The organism is Paenibacillus sp. JNU01 (assembly GCF_059130585.1).
In genome coordinates this window covers 5,969,599-5,992,414 of the sequence record NZ_CP169723.1, presented here as the reverse complement: position 1 = coordinate 5,992,414, position 22,816 = coordinate 5,969,599, and the positions used below count along the sequence as shown (strand labels likewise).

The window sequence follows — 22,816 nt, the reverse complement described above, 5'->3', positions numbered from 1 at the left end:
AAGTTCTCTTTCCTGTCGCTGTACCCTGTTTGTATTTCGAGACCTGCTAAGCCGCAGGCTCTTGCCCCTCCGTCCGGTTCAATAATTTGCGCATGAAGATCCATCCGATAAGTGGAGAAGCACCAAGGATAATAATAAGCCATGTTAACATGTGTAGAGACGGAGCATTTATGACCGTCACAATGAATATGGCCAATCCAAATAGTCTGCCAAGCATCAGGCATAATTCTCTCAAAACGACAAGTTCAACCCTTTTCTCCACATTTTCACCACTGGTGCCCATCATGTCGAATCCCGCTGATATCATTGGAAGTACGTACAACGGCATCGCAACAGCACTCCCAATTCCCATGATTAACAATGTACCATAGGTCACTTTCAAGAGAAGAGGAAGCAGCACAACGAGCAGAATGAGGGCCCCGATGAACATGCCTTTCGATCTGAACTGTGGTTTGAACCACTTCCCGGCTGCCCAATAACTTACGAGTGCCACAGCTGAAGTGATGAGTGAAAACTGCCCCAATTTGTACTCCTGTGCTGTGGCCAAATATACCAACAGTGCAATCAGGAAGGCAAAGACACCTTCCCGTGCGCCCTGAGCGAATAACCCCAAGGCTAAGGTCCTCCAGGGACTATTCGGTTTGGATAGCTGTATCCAGGGTTCAGACCAGCGGTATGTACCGCTCACCTTTCTTTTTTTCAGAAAAAAACTGAAGACTACCGCTATCACATAAATGACGAGTGATACCGTAAAGATGAGCCGATATCCTGTGTTGTCTGTCATGCGAGTAATAATCAGACCGGAGAACCACGGACCTATAATTCCGGTCATCGAGCCAAGTAACCCGACCCAGCCATTGAATAGATCCCTGTTTTCCCGATCCGTTATTTCAAAATACACAACATTAAATGCGATCCAGAACAGCCCCAGTGAACAACCTAATAGAATACCCAATGGCCATATCCAGTCTACTGCTTTGGAGCCAGCCCAGAGGACGATCATATAAAATATGCCCGACAGCGCAGTACCTAGTCGAAGTGCACTCATTTTATTGTGTTCCTTGACCCATTTGCCAGCAAGCCAGAATGTCAGTCCAATGGTCAGTTGCTGGCTGAGAGTGAACCATCCCAACATGGCATAATCCGGGCGGCTTTTCCACAGAAACACATTCAAAAAGGTTCCCGACAGTGCTCCGGCTAACGCAAACAATCCATTCACGCCCAAAAGCAGAATGGATTGTCGGCCTAAAGTAATCTTCATCTGCTCCTCCTTCATCCACCTGAAGTGAACTGTGTACAGGTAGGTCTTAGGGTTAACGTGCCCCAAGCAAGAGGAAAACATGATGAATCTTCAGGATTGCTTTGAAATTGTGGTTCGTATCTACGTGAAGCTTACTCTTGCGCACTCAGGTTCTGAATCAGACGCAGACGGTCATCCTCAGACAGACTGTATTGAACTTGGAAACATCCCGAGCATATATAGGTCAGCACCTTAAAAGGAGGTGACAATAGCGCCCCTTCGCCTGAAACTGCGTTAGCAACTGGCATGAAATTATCCTGCGTTGCAGCTTGTGTACCTGCGAGAATCATGAATTCCCGGCAATTCGGGCACTCAGGCACTTCTTCCTGATGATCAAGTTGCTTCTGAACACCTTGTTCATACTGAATGAGGTCATTACCCTCATCGGCATATTTGGTCAACGTTCGCAGCTCCGGCAATTTGAGTTCAACTTCATCCCCCCACAGATCTGTAAGATCCGTAGTCTGTTCCTCATCTTTTACATCATCCACATCATAGATGTCGTCCTCTGCATCATCGTTCTCTTCATCACCAATGTTAATGTTGAGCGTTCGATATCCCTTCAATTCATTGTGGCAGTATGGACACTCCTCTTCAGGGCCAAGTTCCTCATCCCATACAATTTCCGTTTGACACCAAGGGCATATTGTTGTTTCCATATTCAATCAACCTTTCTCTTTCATCTCATCATGTATTCATCACATAGATCACACCGATGGCAAAAAACACGATCGATGCCGCAAACAGAATCCGTATCAATATCTTCATGACCGTTCCCCCTAGATAATGCTCGCGCCAATAACAAACGACAGCGAGACTGAAATAATCATGGATATCAATCCGACAGCTCGGTTATCCGCTTCGATCTCCTTATCAATGGAGAACACGGGTGTCAGGAATTCGAACAAAAAATAGGCGGTAAGCAGAAGAACAAACCCAACAAAAGACCATGTCATGGCTTCATATACCGAAGACTTGGCTTGTATACAGAACCGCAGTACGTTGCAGATCCCAAAGATCTTGCCTCCTGTAGCCATCGCAACCGCCACATTGCCCTTCTTGATCTCCGTCCAGCATTTATACTTGGTCACCAGTTCGAAGCAAGCCAGAAATACAAGCAGCTCCATAATCGCTACCGAGAAAAAACCGAGTACCATCCCCAAAGGATGAGACAGCAATTGGTCAATGCTTTTTATCACGCACCGTTCCCCTCTCCCCATCTGCGACCTTCATGAATAAGGTCGCAGAATATCATTGATTCATGGACCGGCTATTCCAATTCTGCGACGGTCACACCGTTTCCGCCTTCTCCGTAATTGCCCAGCCGGTAACTTTTAATATGTTTATGCTTACGCAGGTAATCCTGAATACCGGAACGTAAAATTCCAGTACCTTTACCGTGAATAATATAAACTTGGCCCAGGTTGGCAAGGAAAGCTTCATCAATGAATCGGTCTGTCTCCATCAGGGCTTCTTCCAGGTTGGTGCCACGCAGATCCAATTCACTTTTCACATTGTCATCACGTGTGCGTTTCATACCGGTTACCGGTTTTTGCTTCGGTTTGGCTGCTGGAGCCGATTGTTGTAGTTCCAGGTCATCCAGGGATACTTTCATTTTCATAATCCCCAATTGTACCATAGCGTCTTTACTGCCCGACATCTCTACAACATGGCCTTTTTGATTCAAACTGTAGACAAGCACTTCATCACCAGGACCGATGGCACGAGTCTTCGGCGCTGTTGCCGTCTTCTTGACCGTTTTCCTGCGTTTCTCCGGTTCAGCCTCGTCCAGTTGTTTGCGGGCAGCAATGAGTTTGTGCTCCTTCACGGAAGCACCTTCCTCCATAGCCAACAGGCGAAGATCTGCTATAATCTTCTCCGCTTCCGCGCGTGCCTTGTCCACAATGCTGCGTGCATCTTCTTCTGCTTTTTCAATCCGGCGATCACGCTGCTGTTCCAGCTTCTCCAGTTCCGCCTGATGACGACTGCGTAATTTCTCCATGTCCTGGCGCAAGCTCTCCGCCTTCTCACGCTCTTGTTCAGCTGTAAGACGGTTCTCTTCCAGAGAAGCGATCATGTGCTCAATCCGTTGATCCTCTTCCTTCACTTCGCCACGAGCGTAGTCGAGAATGTAACCTGGCAGTCCCAGTCGCTCTGCAATGGCAAATGCATTACTTCGTCCCGGTACACCTACCAGAAGGCGATAGGTTGGACTCAATGTGTTAATGTCAAATTCCATGCTGGCATTAATGACACCTTTACGCTCATAAGCGTATGCTTTCAGTTCACTGTAGTGGGTGGTTGCAACCATGCGACATCCCGTCCGGTGCATATGCTCCAGCATGGAGATCGCCAGTGCGGACCCTTCAGCCGGGTCTGTTCCTGCTCCAAGTTCATCGAGCAATATCAGACTCTTCGGCGTCATATTCTTCAGAATGCGAATGATGTTCGTCATATGACTGGAGAACGTACTCAGATTCTGCTCAATACTCTGCTCGTCCCCAATGTCTGCATAGATCGCATCAAATACACATAGCTGACTGCCATCCTCAGCCGGAACAAATAAACCGGACATCGCCATCAGGCTCAGCAATCCAATCGTTTTGAGCGTTACCGTCTTACCACCCGTATTCGGACCTGTCACGATAATGGATGTGTAATCATTGCCCAACTCTATGTCGATTGGAACCACGTTTTCGATCGGTATCAATGGATGACGGCCCTTCTTCAGTTTGAGGAACCCGCGGTCATTCATGCGTGGTAATGTTGCTTTCAGTTCACGAGCCAGACGTGCTTTGGAGAAGATAAAATCAAGCGATCCCAGCAAGTCGACATCATACAGCAGCCATTCACCCTGCTCACTGACAAGTGCCGTCAATTTCTGCAAAATAATCTCTATTTCGCGTTCTTCCCGAATCCGGGTTTCGCGTAATTTGTTGTTCATGGCTACAATCGATTCCGGCTCAATGAACAATGTCGCACCCGAACCGGACTGATCGTGCACAATCCCGCCAAAGTACGAACGATATTCAGCTTTTACCGGAATAACAAAACGGTCTCCTCTGATGGTGATGAGCTGATCCTGCAACATCTTGGATACAGTAGAGGATCGAATCATGGAATCCAGCTTTTCGCGAATACGCGCTTCACCGCCTCGCAACTCACGACGAATCTGAGCCAACGTTACGCTTGCACTGTCGGCAACCTCTGCATTGTCGTCAATACAGATTTTGATGGCATCCTCAAGCGTTTTTTGCTCTGACAGTTGGTTACTGATATAGAACAGAGATTCGATGGGCTCATCTTCATGCAAAGTACCAATCTGACGTTTCAATCGCCGCGCCGCAAAGGTCGTGTTGGATATTCCCAAAAGTTCGTGAGGGTTAAGTGTGCCTCCAATTTCAGCTCGTTTGATGGAAGCTGTAATATCTACAATTCCCCCAAACGACGGGGAGCCTTTCAAGCGATCGAATGTAAAGGCTTCATCGGTTTGCTGCAGCAACCGCTTCACTTCTTCAAGTTCACTGCTTGATTCAAGTTGCTCCGCTTTCTTTTTTCCCATAGTCGTCTGGGCAAAGCTAAGCAATGTATTTAAAATTTTGCGATATTCCAATGTGTGTAAAATTTTCGTGTCCAAGTGTACAACTCCTTCCAAACTATATCTGTATTATAACGAAAGAAACTTTCTTACGCTATTTAACGAATCCTTCCACACATAACTTAAACCATAGCACCACAAACTACAGGTGTCAGGATTGTGCAACCTCTCCATCCCCTTGGAGTTGCCCTGCTCAGTTCAATCCGAATAAAAGGAGGTAAACACCATGAATTTCCTGGGACATGTCGTGCGATTTATCATCGCCGCAATAGTATTAATGGTGGTTAGCTGGATCGTTCCCGGATTCGCCGTTGGTGGCTTCTGGAGCGCCCTGTTGCTTGCTCTCGTCATTGCCCTGCTCGGCTGGATTGTTGAAGGTATCTTCGGCAAAAGGGTCAACCCGTTTGGTCGCGGTATTGTCGGATTTATCGTTAGCGCACTGGTGATTTGGCTTGGTCAATATGTTGTAGATCATGTTGAAGTCAGCCTGCTCGGTGCCATTCTCGCTGCGCTGGTTATCGGGATTATCGATCTATTCATCCCGGTATCCACCCCTTTTGATGCAGGACGAAGCTCCAAAAGTTAATCTACATTTCACCTTAACGTTCCAATGAATATTCGCTTAAACCTCTGAAGGCTCCGTGCCGGAAGAGGTTTATTTCATTTGGGCAGTACCCCTCTATGACATAGACGCACAATTTTCAAAAAACCGACATACGCAGCGTGTACAGGCATCCACATATTGCGGTATGATGACTGGAGCAATCATTCAAATTTTATCCATATCAAGCTTAAGGAGGCACATGATGAAGAAAGGCATAACATGGCTTGCTGCCTGTATGTTAATTCTGGTCCTCGCCGCATGCGGAGGGACGAAGCAGTCCGCAGAATCTGGAAGTAATGGATCCGATGCTGAAGTTACAGCCAGTGAAGAACTGGTCATCAAGGCAAGCAACTACGAATTCGATCAACCTGAGTACCGACTCAAAAAAGGCGTTCCGGTTAAGATTGTTTATGAAAATGTAAATGGAAATCACGGTATACTTGTGCCTGAGCTGAATCTTCAACTGGATACCAGAAATAGCTCCAAAGTCATAACCCCAGACAAGGTTGGTGAGTTTGAAATGTCCTGTTCTGTCTTCTGTGGTTCAGGACACAGCAGCATGATCTCCAAAATTATTGTTGAAGAATAGGTTTCAAGACAAGGAGCCCCCGCAGCGACGGGAGCTCCTTCTTTAGTATAACAAATTGTACCAGAGTACGTTGCCCACGAGCCAGGTCTGCTACATTCATTCCGCTAGGTCTGGTCCTGTTCAATCAATTCAATCCATTCGTTATATTCCGTCTGCAATTTCTTATATTCATCATGCAACTGACGATATTCCGTGTTCAGTTGCTCTGCCTTCTCCTGCTCCATCTCGCGTTCCACCTGTAACAAACGTAATTGGTTTGCTGCTAATTCGTAACGCTCTCCCATCTCAAGCAATTCGGTTTCCATCATCTCTTTCTCTTGCGTTGCTTCTGCACGTAACTTGTCCAGCTGTTGTCGTTCTTGCTCCAGTCCCTCCAGCAACTCGCTACTTGCAGCACTCTCACTCTTCCAAACCGTCAGTTCATTCTCAAGCGCGGCCCAACGTTCCTGCCAGGATTGCTCCTGAGCCGACCATTCATCCGCACGGCGTTTCCATACTTGGTCGTTCTGCTCTGCTTGTTCAACGCTTGAGCGAAGTTCTTCTTCACGTCTCGTCAACTGCTCTAGGCGGGATGCCAATTCAGCCTGTTTGACCGACAGTTCTTCGTATTTGATCTGCCACTCCAGCGCTTCTTCCTCGGTCTGGGCCAGTTGGTTCTCTTGCTCGGAGTAGCGCTCGGAAAGTTTTGCTGAAGACTGTCTTGCTTCTTCAAGTGCTCTCACAATCTCTTGCTTCTCTGAACTCAATTCATCAATTTTGGAACTGTAACTCTCTTCCCGTTGTAATGCATCACTGTAATCGTTACGGATTTGTTTATAATTATCTTGAAGTCGGTCCAGATCTTCCCGAACAACATTTAACTCAACTTCAAGCTCTTTGCGTTTTTCTTCCAAGAGCTCAGCATCCTTCTGGTAATGGACAGCCTCTTCATGATTAAAACGAGACTCTTCCTTCACTACGGACAATTCATCATGAAGGGATTGCACACCAGATTCCAATGTTTCATTTTGTTCAGCAACTTCGAGAATCTGGTTCTCCAGGTCCCCGATCTCAGCCAACCGCTGTTCAGCAAGGTCTTTCCAGGATTGCTCACGTTCCGTAAGTGTGCCGATCTCATTCTGCAATGTACGCACCGCGGCATGAGCCTGTTCAAGCACCTTATGCAACCTGCGCTGCTCCTCTTCCGACTTCACTTCAGCCTCACGAAGGTTTTGGACTTCCTGTTCAAGCTGTGCGTGCTGCTCCTGAAGTTTGCGCAGCTGCGCTGTAAGAGAGGTTTCTCTCTCTACAGTTTCATTATACTTCTGTTTCCATTGTTGCTGTGCATCACGGGATTGCTGGGCAGCCTGCTCCGTTTCACGCAGAAGCTCCTGCAACTGAGACCGGTCCTCTTTCAACTGCTCCAGTTGTTGTTCCAGTTCCGTAATTCGGCGACTTTGAACTTCCTGCTCCTGTATACGGACTCCATGCTCATGACGCAACGTTTCCAATTGACCACGCTCGTGCTGGAGCTGCTGTTCTTGCGCTGCAACTGTGTCCTGCGCACTGATGAGCTGGGTCATTACTTCTTCCAATTGCTCCTCGACATCTAACAGTCGAGTCTCCGCCTGTTTACGTTGTTCCTCAAGCTGCTGCTTGAGCTTGCTCTGTTCATCTTGCAACAAGGCCTCTGCCACTGCAGCGGCTTCGGTTGCCTGAGATGCTGCTGCTTCCTTGGCTTGTTGCAATTGTTCCTCAAGGGCTGCTTCTTTCTCCATCCATTCGAGTTCCGACTGTTCGGATAAGGCTTTGAACTCTGCATTTAATTGGTTTATCTGGTTCAGGCGCTTCTGCTCCGCTTGTTCCTGCAAGGCAGCCCGCTCCTGATTCGCTTGATCCGTCAGAGCCTGAGTCTGTTCCAGCGCTTTTTCTTCAACCTGCTGGAGACGAAGCTCCATCTGTTGCTGAAGTTCGTTATATTGCAGTGCCGCTTCTTCCTGAGCTTTTTTCAGGTTATTCTCTGCTTGCTCCAACTCTAACAAAATGGCGGACTCGGCTTCTTCCTTGGCTGTCTGAACCTGTTGTGCAGCTTCGGCTTCTATTTGTTGACGTTCTGCAATGGCACGACTCTCGGCTGCTTTTAATTGAGCGGCAGCCTTATCCTGCAATTCCTTATATTGAGCCGCAGCTTTGGCCTGCGCCTGCTGCAATTCGGCGGCAGAACGATTCTGAGCTTCTTTTAGCTGAGAAGCGGCCTGTGCCTGTGCAGTTTTGAGCTGATTAGCCGCTTTTTCTTCCATCTCCTTCAGCTGTCTCGTTGCCTTCGCTTCTGCTTCCTTGAGTTGTGTTGCCGCCTTGGCCTCTGCTTCCTTGAGTTGTGCCGTTGCCTGGGCCTGCAATTTCTGCACTCGCTCCGTTGCCTGGGCACGTTCCTGCTCAAGCAGTGTGTTTAACTTGTCCATTTCTGCTTGCTTGTCCGTCTCAGCTTTTTGCAGCGCCTGCTCTGCTTCAAGCTTCAGCTTCTGCAATTCAGCTAGAGACTGGTCACGCCGTTCCAATTCTTGTTGATGTTCATTTTGTATGGCGTTCAATCGATTTAATTCGTTTCTCAGTTCTGTACGTTCTCCAGTAAGCATCTTCAGCTCATTCCGGATTTCCTGTGTCTGAAGAGACTGTTCAGCCATATGTACAGCCGCCAGCACCGCAATACGCGGAGTATCCAGACGGGAATTTTGCTTGGAGATCGCGCTCATACGCTCATCTACCAGGTTAGCTACTTGTTTCATATAGTCGGCACTGCTGCCAACCAGTTTATAGGAAGTCCCGTAGATCTCTACGGTGACGCGTGTACGATCAGGTGTAGTCACAGTTGTGCCCTCCTTCAAGTCTGTATGTTGATTCTAAGCTGTAATCACAAAAAAGTCACATCGATCCTCTAATGCTAAGGATTCGATGTGACTTCAAACAATTCCTGCTAATCTTTGTTCAAAAAATGTTCTTCTGTCCTATTTACGCAATTCCGCTCCGAATTGCTCTTCCAGACGAGCCACTACACGGGCATGAACTTCAGTAACTTCCTCATCGGTCAGTGTACGTTCACGATTCCGGTATACCAGTGCCATCGCCACGCTCTTCTTGTTTTCACCCAGCTTACTTCCAGTGAACACATCGAATACTTGTACAGTTTGTAACAACTCACCCGCCGATTCACGAATGGCGCGCAGCATATCTCCCGCTTCAACATCCTCATTCACAACAACCGCGATATCACGTTCCATGGCTGGGAAACGCGGAAGTTCACGATAACGAATGTCAGCGTCTGCTTCATTGTAGATCGATTCAAGTGCAATCTCTGCGATGTACACATCATTCAGATCATACTGCTGTTGCAGTTCCGGATGCAACTGACCCAATGTACCGATCAATGTGCCTTCTACGCCATCCTTGCCTTCCAGATAAACTGATGCAGAACGTCCCGGATGGAAGCCTTCGGGGCTGTTCGCTACCAAGCGAATGCGTTGTTCCAGGCCTACATAAGCGAACAGTTGCTCAAGTGCACCTTTCAGGTCGAAGAAATCTACTTTCTCCGCTCCAACATTCCACTGCTGGTTTGCACGATTCCCGGTGAGCAGCAAGCCCAGTACTGGGATCTCATGGGGTTGCTTGGTCAGCTGATCTTCTTCGGTGAAGAACACGCTGCCCACTTCGAATACAGCCAGTGAATCCTGTTTACGGTTCATGTTATACACCGCTGCATCCAGCATTTGCGGCAAAATACTCGTACGAAGCACACTGCGGTCTTCACTCATCGGCATCGCGAGTTTCACGGCTTTACTGCCTTGTGTCAACGCCGGGAATAATGTCGCTTTATCCGGGTGCACAAAGGAATAACTGATCATTTCCTGCCAGCCACTGCCTGAGAGCACTCCACGAATAGTGCGGCGCATCGCTTGAGAGCGTGTATATGCCCCCGGAGTTGTCGGTCCTTCAATCCATGTGGTTGGAATGTTGTCGTATCCGTACAAGCGCGCAATCTCTTCGAACAAGTCTACATCAAGTGTAATATCCCCTCTGCGTGTTGGCACTTCCACATCCAGCAGTCCTTGCTCAGCATCACCACATGCAAAGTGCAAGCGAGCGAAGATCGTTTTCACCTCAAGCAAAGACAGATCTGTTCCCAGATAACGATTCAGCCTGTTCAGCGACAATTGAATGACACGTTTCTCCGCCGCTTCTGCCCCAGCTTCCACAATTCCCTGATGCACTTCACCCTCAGCATAACGCTGAATCAGTTCAGCCGCACGATCCAAAGCCGTAATCACCGCACCCGGGTCTACTTCCTTCTCAAAACGCATGCTTGCTTCGGAACGCAGCCCCAGTTGGCGCGACGTTTTCCGAACGGTTCCGCCGTCGAATTTGGCGGACTCCAAGAGCAGATTCACCGTACCTTCCGATACCTCGGAATTCTCGCCACCCATAACCCCAGCGATGGCTACAGGTTTCACGCCATCCGTAATGAGCAACATGTGCGGCTCCAGCTTGCGCTCCTGTCCATCAAGCGTAACGATCGTTTCGCCTTCGTTGGCCATACGCACTTCAATATGGCCTTTTTCCAGCTTATCCGCATCGAATGCATGTAACGGTTGACCATATTCCAGCATGACATAGTTCGTGATATCAACGATATTGTTGATTGGACGAACACCTGCAGCCATCAGACGGTTTTGCATCCAGAGCGGGGAAGCACCCAGCTTAATGCCGGTTACATAACGAGCCGCATAGTGACTGCATTGCTCCTGTGCCTTAATCTCTACAGAGATATGATTCGCAGCTGCATCACCCACTTCAACCAGTTGGTCTTTGGGATTCGGCAACTTCACTTCACGACCCAGAATGGCACCTACTTCATAAGCTGCACCACGCATGCTGAGACAGTCGGAACGGTTCGGTGTCAGGTCCAGTTCAAGTACATGATCGTCGAGACCCAGAACCTGGCTGATCGGCGTGCCAACCTCTGTTGTTTCCGGTAGAACAAGAATACCTTCCTGTTGATCTTTGGGCAGCAATTTATCGTTCATGCCGAGCTCTTTCGCAGAACAGATCATGCCAAGGGATACCACACCGCGCAGTTTGGCTTTTTTGATATCCAATCCACCTGGGAGCTTCGCTCCAACCAAAGCTACGACTACCTTTTGACCTGCATCCACATTTTTCGCACCACACACGATCTGCAGATCTTCTTCCTGACCGGCATCGATAACACACACATTCAGTTTGTCTGCATCCGGGTGTTTCTCTTTGCTCTTCACATAACCTACAACAACTTTATTCACGCCCTTGTTGCGGTTCTCCACTACATCAATCTCGACACCCGCACGGGTAATTTTCTCTGCCAATTCCTGTGGCGTCACACCTTCAAGGGAAATATAATCAGACAGCCAATCTGTCGATACTCTCATGGACGTTCACTTCCTTCATCTATAAATTGGTATTCCCGGTTCATAACGCTTGCTCTATATTTGTTGATCCATTGTATTGTTAAGTTACAGCCTTCCGAATTGCTTCAAGAAGGTCAGATCGCTATTGTAGAAGTGACGGATATCATCGACACCATACTTCAGCATGGCGATACGTTCCACGCCCATTCCGAATGCAAAACCGCTGTATTTTTCCGGATCATAACCACCCATTTCCAGTACTTTCGGGTGAACCATACCGCCGCCCAAAATTTCGAGCCAGCCGGTTTGCTTACATACCCGACAGCCGCTGCCGCCACATTGTACACAGGTTACATCCACTTCCGCACTTGGCTCCGTGAACGGGAAGAAGCTTGGACGCAGACGAATCTCCGTGTGGGAACCGAACATTTCGCGCACGAATTGCAGCAGGGTTCCTTTCAGATCGCTCATACGAATGTTTTCGCTGATAACCAAACCTTCAACCTGGTTGAATTGGAAAGAGTGCGTCGCATCATCGTCATCACGGCGGTACACTTTACCTGGGCAGATGACTTTGACAGGCACTTCGCCCTTCATGCTCTGCATGGTACGTACTTGAACCGGAGATGTGTGGGTACGCATCAACAAGTCTTCGGTAACATAGAAGGAATCCTGCATATCGCGCGCCGGGTGATTCTTCGGCAAGTTCAATGCTTCAAAGTTGTAATAATCCATTTCCACTTCAGGACCTTCCGCTACGCGGTATCCCATCCCGATGAAAATATCTTCGATCTCCTGTACCACTTTCGTCAGTGGATGCAGTCCGCCTTGACGTCCACGACGTCCTGGCAAAGTCACATCAATTTTCTCGGATTGCAGACGCTTCGCCGTCTCTTCCTTCTGGAACTGATCCTGCTTGCTGTCGATGACTTCCTCAATGGCAGCCCGAACATCGTTGGCTACTTGACCAATAACCGGACGTTCCTCCGCACTAAGTGCACCCATACCTCGCAAAATTTCAGTTAATGCACCCTTTTTCCCCAAATACTTCACACGCAGATCACCGAGCGTCTGTGGATCATTCACACCAGACAACTGCTCCAGTGCTTCGATCTTCAATGCCTCTAAACGTTCTTTCATGTGTAATTGCCCCCTTTTTGTGGTGTTTTTGCAACAAAAAAAGGCCTTCTCTCCCCTGAAGGGACGAAAAGACCGTGGTACCACCCTTGTTAGACATCCATTGCTGCACGGACCTTCTGGCCTGCAACTGGTTTTGTCTCACTTTGTACGGAATAACGACCGTTAACCGTTTGCCCCTACTGTTGCCTCTGTGTCTGCACACAAACAGGTTCAGGGAACCGCTTCGGAGTGAATTTCGGCAGCCTTGTTCTACAGAAACGCTCTCAATCTACGGCGCTTCCTCCCTGTCCAGAGGCACTGCTTACTTATCTCCATCATCACGTTTGCTTGTTAGTTAAAGCTTTAGAGGTTGTCAAAAAGTCCGCTTTTGATTACGAATGATGCCTCGCGGCATCATCAGCATCGAATATGGCATTCAGCCGAAATGTCCGTTGCTCACGTAGTTTTCCTACGCTCCGCTACTCCATTTCTATCTTCATCCCATCTTCTCGGTACTGAAAACCACTCTTTTTGAACACATACCCTATATCGATGTAATCATCGATGATCGTTCATAATTATATGCAAAATAGATCGAAATAGCAAGCCGTCCATGTTCTAATTTATGCTTGCGCCCTTATCTTTCAATTGTTTCAGACGCTGCTGGATTTTGCGAATCTCAGCTGCCTCGACTGCTCGCTCATTCGAATGCTCGGGCTGTGTCAGACTGTCTTTTCCAGCAGTGCTCACAGGAGACAGCAACTCCGACAGGCGCATCTCCAATCGCAACCGCTCGTCATCGGATTCCCGTGTCTCCAGCGCACGCTCCCGAAGTTTGCTGGACTGCTCACAATCCGACACGCCTCCTTCAAACAGGGTTGCTGTGCCCCCAGCTTCCAGATCGCACAATCGATTCGCAAGTGTCTTCGTCAGCATCCGGTCATGAGATACAAGTACCAAAGCACCTGAAGCCTGTTTTAATACATTCTCCATGACTTCCTGGGTATCGATGTCCAGATAGTTCGTCGGTTCGTCCAACACCAGCAGATTCGCTCCACCAAAATACAGTCTCAGAAATGCCACTCTGCACTTTTCCCCCATGCTCAAATCCCCAATACGCTTGAACACGTCATCCCTTGAAAACAGGAAACATCCCAGAATGGTACGTGCCGCACTTTGTGTCATGGATGGGAGGGTAAGCAAACTATCCAGCAATGTTAAACTCTCGGGAAGCCCTTCCAGCTCCTGTGAAAAGTATCCGATTTTCAGCTGTGGATGCCGTGTTACCTTGCCCTGCGACGCTTCCAGCTCACCAATCATCAACTTTAACAGTGTCGTCTTGCCCGTTCCATTAGGACCTCGTACTGCAAGCCGATCTCCGCGTTCAACGGTGATTCGAAGGTTACGAAGCACTGGCTCGTTACCCGTATATGAAAAACTCACCTCATCCAGGGCAACAAGCTGTCGTACAGCCAGTGGATTCATCTGCAATTCCATGTTCAACTTTGCAGCTTCACGAGGTTTATCGACCCGTTCCCGCTCCAAACGTTCCAGCTGTTTTTGTTTTGCATGGTAACGTGAAATATTTTTGTTGGCTTTGGCCTTGTAGAAGCTCTGGGTGATCTTCACCTCCACATCGGTCGCTGAATTATGCGCTTTATGGAACCATTCCTGGTAGTTTCGAATCGTTTCTTCCAAAGCCTTACGCTCCAGCTCCTGCCTGCGGTAGATCGTTTCCTGTTCCCGTAATTCACGCTCTTTGTGGAGCTTGTATTCGGAGTATCCGCCTTTGTATTTGGTCAGGGCATCTGCACTGAATTCAATCACTCCTGATGCTACCTCATCAATAAAGGTTCGATCGTGAGATACAAATAACAGCGTACCTTCGTATGAGGATAACCACTCTTCAAGCCAGCGCATGCTTCCCTCATCCAGATGATTCGTCGGTTCATCCAGGATCAGGAATTTGGGCTTGCTGACAAGAAGTCCTGCCAGGCGAGCCTTTGTTTTTTGTCCACCGCTCAAAGAATGATAGGGTCTGTTCCAATGCTCTGCGGATAGTCCAAGACGTGTCAGTACCTTCTCTACTTCAGTCTCCCACATGTAGCCGTTAAGCTGTTCATATTGCTCCATCACTTGCGTATAGGCTGCAAGCAGCTCATCATCCGCTTCAGTGCTAATGCTCAAACGTTGCTCCAGTTCTTCCAAACTCCGTTTCACTTCATAGATCTGACCGCTCTCACGCCGGACCGCATCCAATACATTCATGCCCGTCTCAATCTCCGAGCGCTGGCGCATGAATCCCCAATCCTGCTGCGGAATATGCCGTTCAATCCGTCCACCACCGTGCTCTTCTCCCAAAATGATTCGTAACAACGTCGTCTTGCCGCATCCGTTACGACCCAGAATGGCAAGTCGCTCGCCCTCATTAATCTCCAAATTCAATCCTGTAAACAATTCAATGCCGTTCCATTCTTTTGATACTTCATGTAAGCGTACCAATGTCATCATGAGGCCTCATCCTTCCTGCATCCTTTTTGCTAAACAAAAAAACCGCTGGCATCAGCCGGCGGTTTGGCAATTCAGGGTTGGATCAAGCATTCAAAGACAGATCTAAGGTAAGCTACGGCATGAACAAAGAAACCCCAAACACAGGGTACACGTAAACCTCCAAGGTCTACTTGTTCCATACCTGATCCCATAGCTGAATTTGGACACACGAATCCCCTCATTGCTCAGCCGCTCTGGCTGACTGCGTCATAAAACTGTCTGCAGTTAACTGGGGTCAATTCATGTGTTTTACTTCATGGGACGTATGGTTACCTCTCATTCATGTGTAGTATCAATTTCTCCGTTATTGTACCAGATCATTGTAAAAAAGCAAAGGTTATAAATTATTCTGAAAGAATACATACTACTCACCAATCTGATGACATGCAGTCTTCTGATGATTGCTTTTATTCAAAAGTTTCTTTTATGACAGAAAAAAAGCCCTTGCATCGCAAGGACTTCGGTTTTGCTTCGTTAAGCGGGTGATGGGAATCGAACCCACGCTATTAGCTTGGAAGGCTAAAGTTCTACCATTGAACTACACCCGCATGAATGAAGATTTAATTGTTAAGTTCCTTAGGAAGTTAACAGTGATTTTACAAATAATAATATACCATGATCCTTTATAGCATGCAAGTCATGTTTTCCATTTTTTTCATTACGTATCAACATTAAAAAAGCAGGAGCACTCTTGCGCCCCCGCTGTTCCCTATCCTGTGGGCTTATCCACATCTCTCAAAAACTGCTTTTCAAATTCAGCGGCTTTAATCGGTTTGCTAAAGAAATAGCCCTGAGCCTCATGACAGTGCTGATTGCGGAGAAAGATCATCTGGTCTTCGTTCTCCACGCCCTCGGCAGTCACTTTCAATTGTAAATGATGCGCCATTGAAGTGATGGTAGATACAATCGCAGCGTTATTGCTGTCCTCCATGACTTCATTAACGAATGAACGGTCAATCTTGAGCCGATCAATCGGCAGATCCTTCAGATAGTGCAACGAGCTGTATCCCGTTCCAAAATCATCAATACTGATATGCACACCAATTTCTTTGATTTTGCGCAACTGTTCGAAGGATCGGTCTTTATCAAATGTCATGCTCTCTGTAATCTCCAGTTCAAGCCATACGGGCTCTAGTCCTGTCTCCTTGAGAATGCCATTGATATTGTCCAACAAATGGGAATGCCTGAATTGTCTCATCGACAGATTCACCGAAACACACAGCTTACGATAACCAGCTTCCTGCCACTGTTTGTTCTGTGCACACGCTTCACGAAGCACCCATTCGCCAAGAGGCACAATGAGCCCACTTTCTTCTGCCAGAGGAATAAATTCCGCCGGAGATACCGAGCCTCGCTGCGGATGCTGCCAACGAACCAATGCTTCCATACCCACGATCAGACCACTTTGCAGATTAACCTGCGGCTGATAGACCAGGTAGAACTGACCTCGATCCAACGCCTTGCGCAGATCATTCTCAAGCTGCAAACGCTCCTGTGCCTTCATCTGCATCGCATGGGCAAAACGATTCAGTTCCATTCCTTGTTCCTTGGCACTGTGCAGAGCCGTATCCGCATTCTGAATGATCTCCTGTGGCGACTCACCATCATGCGGGAAAATGGCCATACCGATTCCAAGGGTAAGGTGATACTCATTGCCATCAACCAAAACGGGCTTTTCAAAAAGTTGAAGAATGGATCTTGTCCGTCGCAACGCCGTATTGGTTGAACTGAAATCTGTCATTGTCAACGCAAACTCATCTCTTCCCAGCCCAAAGACTTCTTCTCCTGGAAGTGACGAATGTTTCAGTCGTTGACCTACCTGACGCAAAACACGGTTAGCTGCTTGCTGTCCGAGCGAATCATTAATGGTCTTGAACCGGTTAATATTCAGGACCAGTACAGCAACAAGCTGTTCCTCGACCACGGCATCATCCATCATTATTTTCAATCGTTGTGAAAGCCGACGACGATTTGGAAGTCCTGTTACATCGTCATGATGAGCAATATAGTTCATCTTGGCCTCCGCGACCTGCTGTTGCAGGAAAGGTGTGTCCACTACGGACGTATACAGTCCTTTTTGAATGAAAAAATATGCCATACAATTACTCAGCAACCCCAGCAGCAGATTGAGATCATTCACCCCCGTTGCTGAAACAAAATAACATTCTCCAAAAAAGAAACATAAGATGCCGCATAGAATGGTTGGTACATCACCATCTTTGGATTTTTTCCATTGTACAAACAAAAGAACTGCAATAATGGCATAGAGCAACCCGACCATAAAATGAACCCGGGTGAAGATTCCACCAAGCACATCCCCATCAAGCATATTTGGCAACATGCTCCACTCCTGAATCGCCAATATGTACAAAATAACAAAGGCACCCAATGTTCCACTGAAGAGCAAGAACCTTCGTGGTAATGCAATTTCTTTCTCATTTAGGGTATATACGAGCAGCAAACCTACTGAACACACCAAAGATCCCATGGTTGACATCATTAAGGAGAACTCTGATTCCATCATGGCTCCATTTGGAATCTCTTCTGCAAATGAAACGATATGAACCAGTTCAAACAGACCAATCAATAAAAAGAGTGTTGTCAATAATGTTCTCCGAAGAGTTAGCTTCTGTGTCCGAAACAACCAGCTTTGATTGTAGATACCGATACAGGCCGCTGCCGCAGCGAATCCACCCAAGAGTGTCAAAACCGGGTAACCCGATAGGGTCAGATCAGAGCTTGAAGAGGAACGGAACCATTGACTTGCGAGGAAACACAATAAGCCGCAAACAGCGACCCAAATTATTTTTCTCTGATCTTGCAGATTAACCTTCATGCCGTGTTTTCCTTCCCGGGGTCACCTATCCTGAATTACATTAACCAAACTCAACAGCTTACTACATGATTCGACAAAAAAACATATTAACCAACGTTCAATTCACATGCATACACATGCTATCTGGTACATAATAACATTTAAATCTGCATACGTGAACTAAAAAATAGTCACTCCTAGGAATATTTATTCATAAATATAGAGAAAAACAAGGCATTAAGAACTAAAAAAACATGGATCTCCAGTTAGAGTCCATGTTTTCCTAATTTGCAACTGTATATCAGACTATATTACTTATCAAAATTCACTTCTGGCGTTGTTAATTTATCATAGAAATCAACGACCTTATCCTTGTCTTCCGATGAGCGAATCGCCATCGCTGAACGTGGGTGCTCGTCCAACGCCCCTGTAATCATGTAAGGCAGAATGTAACCCCATTCTTCTTTTTCTCTCAGTGGAACCATCAACTGTTCCAATACACCAAGTACTGGACGCAGATTGTATTTAGTTCCTTTCAGATGAGCTACCAGCAATTCGGTTGGACAGTTTCCTGCCGCGCGTCCCATACCATACACAGAGGCATCAAGCAGCTCAACGCCAAGTTCCGCCGCAACCAATGTGTTAGAAAACGCAAGCTGCATATTATTATGTGTGTGAACACCAAGACGTTTGTTAGGCAAATGAGTCTTGAACTTCTCTACCAGATATTTCACATCATTATGATCCAGACTACCGTAAGAATCGACAATGTAGACAACATCCACAGTACTTTCTTTGATCAATTCAAATGCTTCGAGCAGCTCATTCTCCATAACATTAGAGAGTGCCATAATATTAAGTGTAGTTTCATATCCACGATCATGGAATGTTTGAACCAGCGCAAGCGCCTTATCTACATCTTTGCTGTAGCAGGCAACCCGGATCAGATCCAGCATGCTCTCACTGCGAGGCAAGATATCATTCTCGTCCACACGTCCAACGTCAACCAGTGCAGACAGTTTGGTATTGCCTTTTTGAGGAATCACTTTACGCAAGAAATCATCATTCAGGAAACGCCATGGTCCTGCTTCCTCAGCACCTTTCAGTAACTTCGGAGAGTTTTTGTATCCAATTTCCATATAATCAACGCCAGCTTCATTCAACCCAGCATACAGCTGTTGAACAAAGTCCACGCTAAAGTCCCAATTATTTACCAATCCGCCATCACGGATCGTACAATCTACAATTTTGCAATGATTTGTCTTCATTAATGTCTGCTCCTTTTCTGACCAACTTGTGTATTCCTCTCATGATACTTGAACGTGACAAGAAAAGTAAAGGGATTCCGGACTTATTTACTTCGATAAGATTTCCAGATTCGATCAATCTCAACCATATCTGATGCATCTGGAACCTTTCCTCCATACCGCACGCTGTTATACGCATCTGGCAGTCTCGCAGACAGCTCATCTTCCTCTAGCTTCACACCATTCTGAATAATGGTCTGTGCAGCCTCGAGCGGAGTATGCGTCCCCTGTATTCCCACTCCTCGATGAGTAGCTCTATCGATCCAAGTCCGATAGTAATACCGAACACGTTCAGTCTCCTGAGCAGGTACCACTTCTTTTCTCCGAAACCAATTCTTCCGAACTTTTGCTGGCGCATCAAGTGTCTCACTCACATCGATATACTCCGTTCGTGGTTCTGCCTTCTTTTCACCAGGTTGTAACATTCCCTTGAATCGTTCCATGAGTCTGTTTATCGTTTTTCGTCCCAACCTCAGAAGCAGCCACAGGATTGCTCCTGCTACAGCACACATCACTACCCACCCCAGAATGTTCCAGAAGACTGAGGGCTCGGATGGGGGCTCTCTCCAGTCATTCGGGAGATTTAGCTGCTGATCAGGAGTGTCCATTGGCAATCGTGGCTCCTCGCCGGATATCGGGCCAAACCATCCCCTGATCCATGCGAGCAAGCGGTCACGTAGCGGTCCCAGCCATGATGCGAGACTTGGGAAAGCACCGATCGCGACGATGACAATAAACATCCACATGAACCGCTGATGATTCGCACGTGCAAAATCTCGTAAAACCAATCTTCTCTTGCCATCATTGAGCATTGCCTGGTCCAGTTGCAGCATATATCGTCCAACCAGCCAAAAGGCAAAGCTGATCACTCCCGCAATATAGATCCATAGGGTATAGGTTCGTATCGGCTGCATGAATTCCAATGAATTCGAAGCAATCATAAGTACAATCGCACTGATTACACCCATAATCTGCAAACGCCATAACAATACAGAATGAAAGACTGGCTGGAAGGTCAGACCTGCATAAGCCGAGATGACTCCACACAGTATCAATGTGATGATATCCGGCATCGGGAGAATGAGGCTCATTCCTACAACGAGTCCGAAGAAAAATCCTACGAAAAGTGCCGTTACTCCACGAATAAATGTACTTTTCTCGCTAAAACCCGGAATTTTATACTGAATGAATTGTCCCAACCAACCCACGAGAACAACCAGGATGAATAATATATACGGCAAATGTTCCATGGCATAGAATGAAGCGAGTGTAAATATCGGAAATAGGTATATACCAGCCATCAAGACGGCAAACATCGCTATGAGTCCCTTGGTCGTCGCTGCCTGTCTGCTGCTCATGCACTCACCGCCTTCGTATTCCCCTTTACGTCTTCTACCGGGAGAATCGTCACACGATGCCCTTGTTCATGCAGACGTGCAATCTCATGCTCCATAGCGGCAGATACATAGGATGTAATCAGCAGATAGCTACGGATTTGTTGTGCTTCTTCATTCAACCGCACTTCATCATTCAGGAATTGCTCCATGGGTACCATGCATTTCAGCTCTGTCTCCGCCATAGCTTCCAATAATCTTTCCAGATGGGGTGTGCCATAATCTGGCTCAATCCGAAGTGTATCGCGGCCGCCACCCACATGATAACCATTATGGGCGAAGCCTGCCGGTAGCCCTCTACCGATAGCATCCACTGCAGCCGTGGCAGCGTAACGGAGTGCCCGTTCAATCTTTTCGGGTCGAGTGACAACACTCCACATATCTGCAGATTCCTGAATATTGACTATAATCCAGGATTGCGGATCAGCTGTCCATCCCTGCTTGTAGACTTGTAATTCACCTGTACGTGCACTCGCTTTCCAGTGAATGCGATTCATGGGGTCACCTGCGCCATAAGGCCGAACACCCAGAATCAAGAAAGGATCTTCAACGATCCATCGTGATACTTCCACTTCTCCCTGCCATACCTGATAAATTGCAGGAAGATCCTCTGCATTCACTAATGAAGGATACACGACCATAGACATTTGCAAAGGAATCGGTTTGGTGGAACGCCACACGCCAAAGAGATCCCCACCTGTCATCGTTGCTGTATTTAATGGATAAATCCCACGCTGAGTACATGTAAAAGGATGCTTGCGCGTAATACGAGTAAACGGTTTCAACGTAAAAATACTCTTGTGGTTCTGATAGATTTCGCCTTGGCTAATATCCATACCTGAGCCGGAACGAAATACAAACGACACGGGCATCATCGATTCAAGTCTGAGCCACGGTACGGAGACTCGCTTCTCATTCGATATCGTCTCCACCATCTCAAGTTCATCTCCAGCGTAACAACGCAGCTTGCTGAATTGTCTACTGTACTTGAGCTTTCGCAGTGCAGGTCGTCCGAACCACACACCATGTATAACAACGACAATGCCTCCAACAAGGACAAGCCATAATAATGCCATAAGATTAACGCCCGCTTGTAGCGAGATTCTCCGTAGGCACTTCTGTCTGATTCAGAAGTTCCTGGATGATACGCTCCGCCAAGCCTTCTTGTTGTCTGATCCGGTTACGAAATACAAGTCGGTGGGCCAGCACAGGTACCGCCAGAACCTTAATATCATCAGGCAAAACAAAGTCTCTGCCATGCAGTGCAGCCCATGCCTGACTTGCCTTAAGTAATGCCTGAGCCCCGCGTGGACTTACGCCAAGTGAGAGCTCAGGATGTTGCCTTGTCGCTTCCGTTAACTGAATGATATATCGTAGCAAATCTTCGTTGATTTGCACGGTTTTATACGTATCCTGCGCCTTCAAAAGTTCTTCACGACTGATCACTGCCGTGAGATCATCAACAGAGCGTCTGGCTACCGTACGTCTCAAGATTTCTACACTCTCTTCACTGCTTGGATAACCCATGCGAATTTTCATCATAAAACGATCCATCTGAGCCTCAGGTAGCGGAAAAGTTCCCTGATTATCTACGGGGTTCTGGGTGGCGATAACGATAAATGGCCGTTCCAGCTGTCTCGTTGAGCCGTCGATACTGATCTGGCGCTCTTCCATGCACTCCAGCAAGCTTGATTGCGTACGCGGTGTAGCCCGGTTAATTTCATCGGCTAGTACAAGATTGGCAAACAAGGGCCCCGGTCTGAATTCAAAATCACCTTCTTTTTGATTAAAAAAGTGAATTCCTGTTAAGTCAGAGGGCAGCAAGTCTGGTGTAAACTGTATCCGTTGGAAGGTGCAGTCCAATGAAGAGGCCACCGATTTGGCGAGCATCGTTTTCCCGGTACCCGGTACATCCTCCAGCAGTAAATGTCCTGACGCTATAATCGCGGTCATCACCAGCTCTATGGTATGCTCTTTTCCCACAATTACTTTTCCCACGTGATCCATCAATTGTTGATTCATTCGTTCCATTCCTTGGATTTCCATCTGCATCTCATCCTTCCGTTATGGAGCTTATGTATTCGCATTCATTACTAACTATAACCCTAATTGGCAACATAAAA

Annotated in this window: 15 protein-coding genes and 1 tRNA gene; 2 read left to right on the top strand and 14 right to left on the bottom strand. The window is 47.3% G+C overall.

Annotated elements, in window-relative coordinates; all coding sequences use genetic code 11:
- Positions 1-46: 46 nt before the first annotated feature.
- The 4 genes from NLBNIHML_RS26335 to NLBNIHML_RS26320 all read right to left on the bottom strand — a co-directional run bounded on the left by NLBNIHML_RS26335 (position 47) and on the right by NLBNIHML_RS26320 (position 4,937).
- Positions 47-1,261 carry an MFS transporter gene (locus tag NLBNIHML_RS26335; protein WP_494353177.1) on the bottom strand — a complete coding sequence of 405 codons (1,215 nt, stop codon included), beginning with the start codon at positions 1,259-1,261 and terminating at the stop codon, positions 47-49.
- A gap of 131 nt (positions 1,262-1,392) precedes the next feature.
- On the bottom strand, positions 1,393-1,959 hold the full coding sequence (locus tag NLBNIHML_RS26330) for a hypothetical protein (protein WP_339240836.1): 567 nt from the start codon (positions 1,957-1,959) through the stop codon (positions 1,393-1,395).
- A gap of 120 nt (positions 1,960-2,079) precedes the next feature.
- Positions 2,080-2,520 carry a DUF350 domain-containing protein gene (locus NLBNIHML_RS26325; protein WP_339240835.1) on the bottom strand — a complete coding sequence of 147 codons (441 nt, stop codon included), beginning with the start codon at positions 2,518-2,520 and terminating at the stop codon, positions 2,080-2,082.
- 50 nt (positions 2,521-2,570) lie between these two features.
- Positions 2,571-4,937, bottom strand: coding sequence for an endonuclease MutS2 (locus NLBNIHML_RS26320; RefSeq protein ID WP_494353176.1), 2,367 nt, complete (start codon positions 4,935-4,937; stop codon positions 2,571-2,573).
- 187 nt (positions 4,938-5,124) lie between these two features.
- Here NLBNIHML_RS26320 and NLBNIHML_RS26315 point away from each other — a divergent pair, with 187 nt between their 5' ends.
- Together NLBNIHML_RS26315 and NLBNIHML_RS26310 are read left to right on the top strand one after the other, a co-directional pair.
- Entirely contained in the window at positions 5,125-5,484 is a 360-nt protein-coding gene (locus NLBNIHML_RS26315) for a phage holin family protein (RefSeq protein WP_017689637.1), read from the top strand.
- A gap of 217 nt (positions 5,485-5,701) precedes the next feature.
- The gene (locus NLBNIHML_RS26310; RefSeq protein WP_342572402.1) at positions 5,702-6,091 is read left to right on the top strand and encodes a cupredoxin domain-containing protein; all 390 of its coding nucleotides are present in this window, start codon (positions 5,702-5,704) and stop codon (positions 6,089-6,091) included.
- A gap of 104 nt (positions 6,092-6,195) precedes the next feature.
- On the opposite strand, the gene NLBNIHML_RS26305 is transcribed toward NLBNIHML_RS26310, so the two are convergent.
- The 10 genes from NLBNIHML_RS26305 to NLBNIHML_RS26260 form a co-directional block, all read right to left on the bottom strand.
- Positions 6,196-8,937, bottom strand: a complete 2,742-nt coding sequence (locus NLBNIHML_RS26305) for a hypothetical protein (RefSeq protein ID WP_494353175.1) — start codon at positions 8,935-8,937, stop codon at positions 6,196-6,198.
- Positions 8,938-9,075: 138 nt separating this feature from the next.
- The gene (gene pheT / locus NLBNIHML_RS26300) at positions 9,076-11,529 is read right to left on the bottom strand and encodes a phenylalanine--tRNA ligase subunit beta (protein WP_494353174.1); all 2,454 of its coding nucleotides are present in this window, start codon (positions 11,527-11,529) and stop codon (positions 9,076-9,078) included.
- 84 nt (positions 11,530-11,613) lie between these two features.
- A complete protein-coding gene (gene pheS / locus NLBNIHML_RS26295; protein WP_017689641.1) occupies positions 11,614-12,648 on the bottom strand; it encodes a phenylalanine--tRNA ligase subunit alpha in 1,035 nt (344 codons plus the stop codon).
- A 597-nt stretch (positions 12,649-13,245) separates the two neighbouring features.
- Positions 13,246-15,138, bottom strand: a complete 1,893-nt coding sequence (gene abc-f / locus NLBNIHML_RS26290; protein ID WP_494353173.1) for a ribosomal protection-like ABC-F family protein — start codon at positions 15,136-15,138, stop codon at positions 13,246-13,248.
- A gap of 516 nt (positions 15,139-15,654) precedes the next feature.
- Positions 15,655-15,725: transfer RNA gene (locus tag NLBNIHML_RS26285), tRNA-Gly, on the bottom strand.
- Positions 15,726-15,886: 161 nt separating this feature from the next.
- On the bottom strand, positions 15,887-18,013 hold the full coding sequence (locus NLBNIHML_RS26280) for a bifunctional diguanylate cyclase/phosphodiesterase (RefSeq protein ID WP_339260013.1): 2,127 nt from the start codon (positions 18,011-18,013) through the stop codon (positions 15,887-15,889).
- A gap of 290 nt (positions 18,014-18,303) precedes the next feature.
- The gene (locus tag NLBNIHML_RS26275; RefSeq protein ID WP_339198382.1) at positions 18,304-19,260 is read right to left on the bottom strand and encodes an aldolase catalytic domain-containing protein; all 957 of its coding nucleotides are present in this window, start codon (positions 19,258-19,260) and stop codon (positions 18,304-18,306) included.
- Positions 19,261-19,343: 83 nt separating this feature from the next.
- Positions 19,344-20,657, bottom strand: coding sequence for a hypothetical protein (locus NLBNIHML_RS26270; protein WP_339260011.1), 1,314 nt, complete (start codon positions 20,655-20,657; stop codon positions 19,344-19,346).
- Positions 20,654-21,769, bottom strand: a complete 1,116-nt coding sequence (locus NLBNIHML_RS26265; RefSeq protein ID WP_339260010.1) for a DUF58 domain-containing protein — start codon at positions 21,767-21,769, stop codon at positions 20,654-20,656. The genes NLBNIHML_RS26270 and NLBNIHML_RS26265 overlap by 4 nt, the downstream gene beginning before the upstream one ends.
- Before the next feature lie 4 nt (positions 21,770-21,773).
- Positions 21,774-22,739, bottom strand: a complete 966-nt coding sequence (locus NLBNIHML_RS26260; protein ID WP_339260008.1) for an AAA family ATPase — start codon at positions 22,737-22,739, stop codon at positions 21,774-21,776.
- Positions 22,740-22,816: the final 77 nt, after the last annotated feature.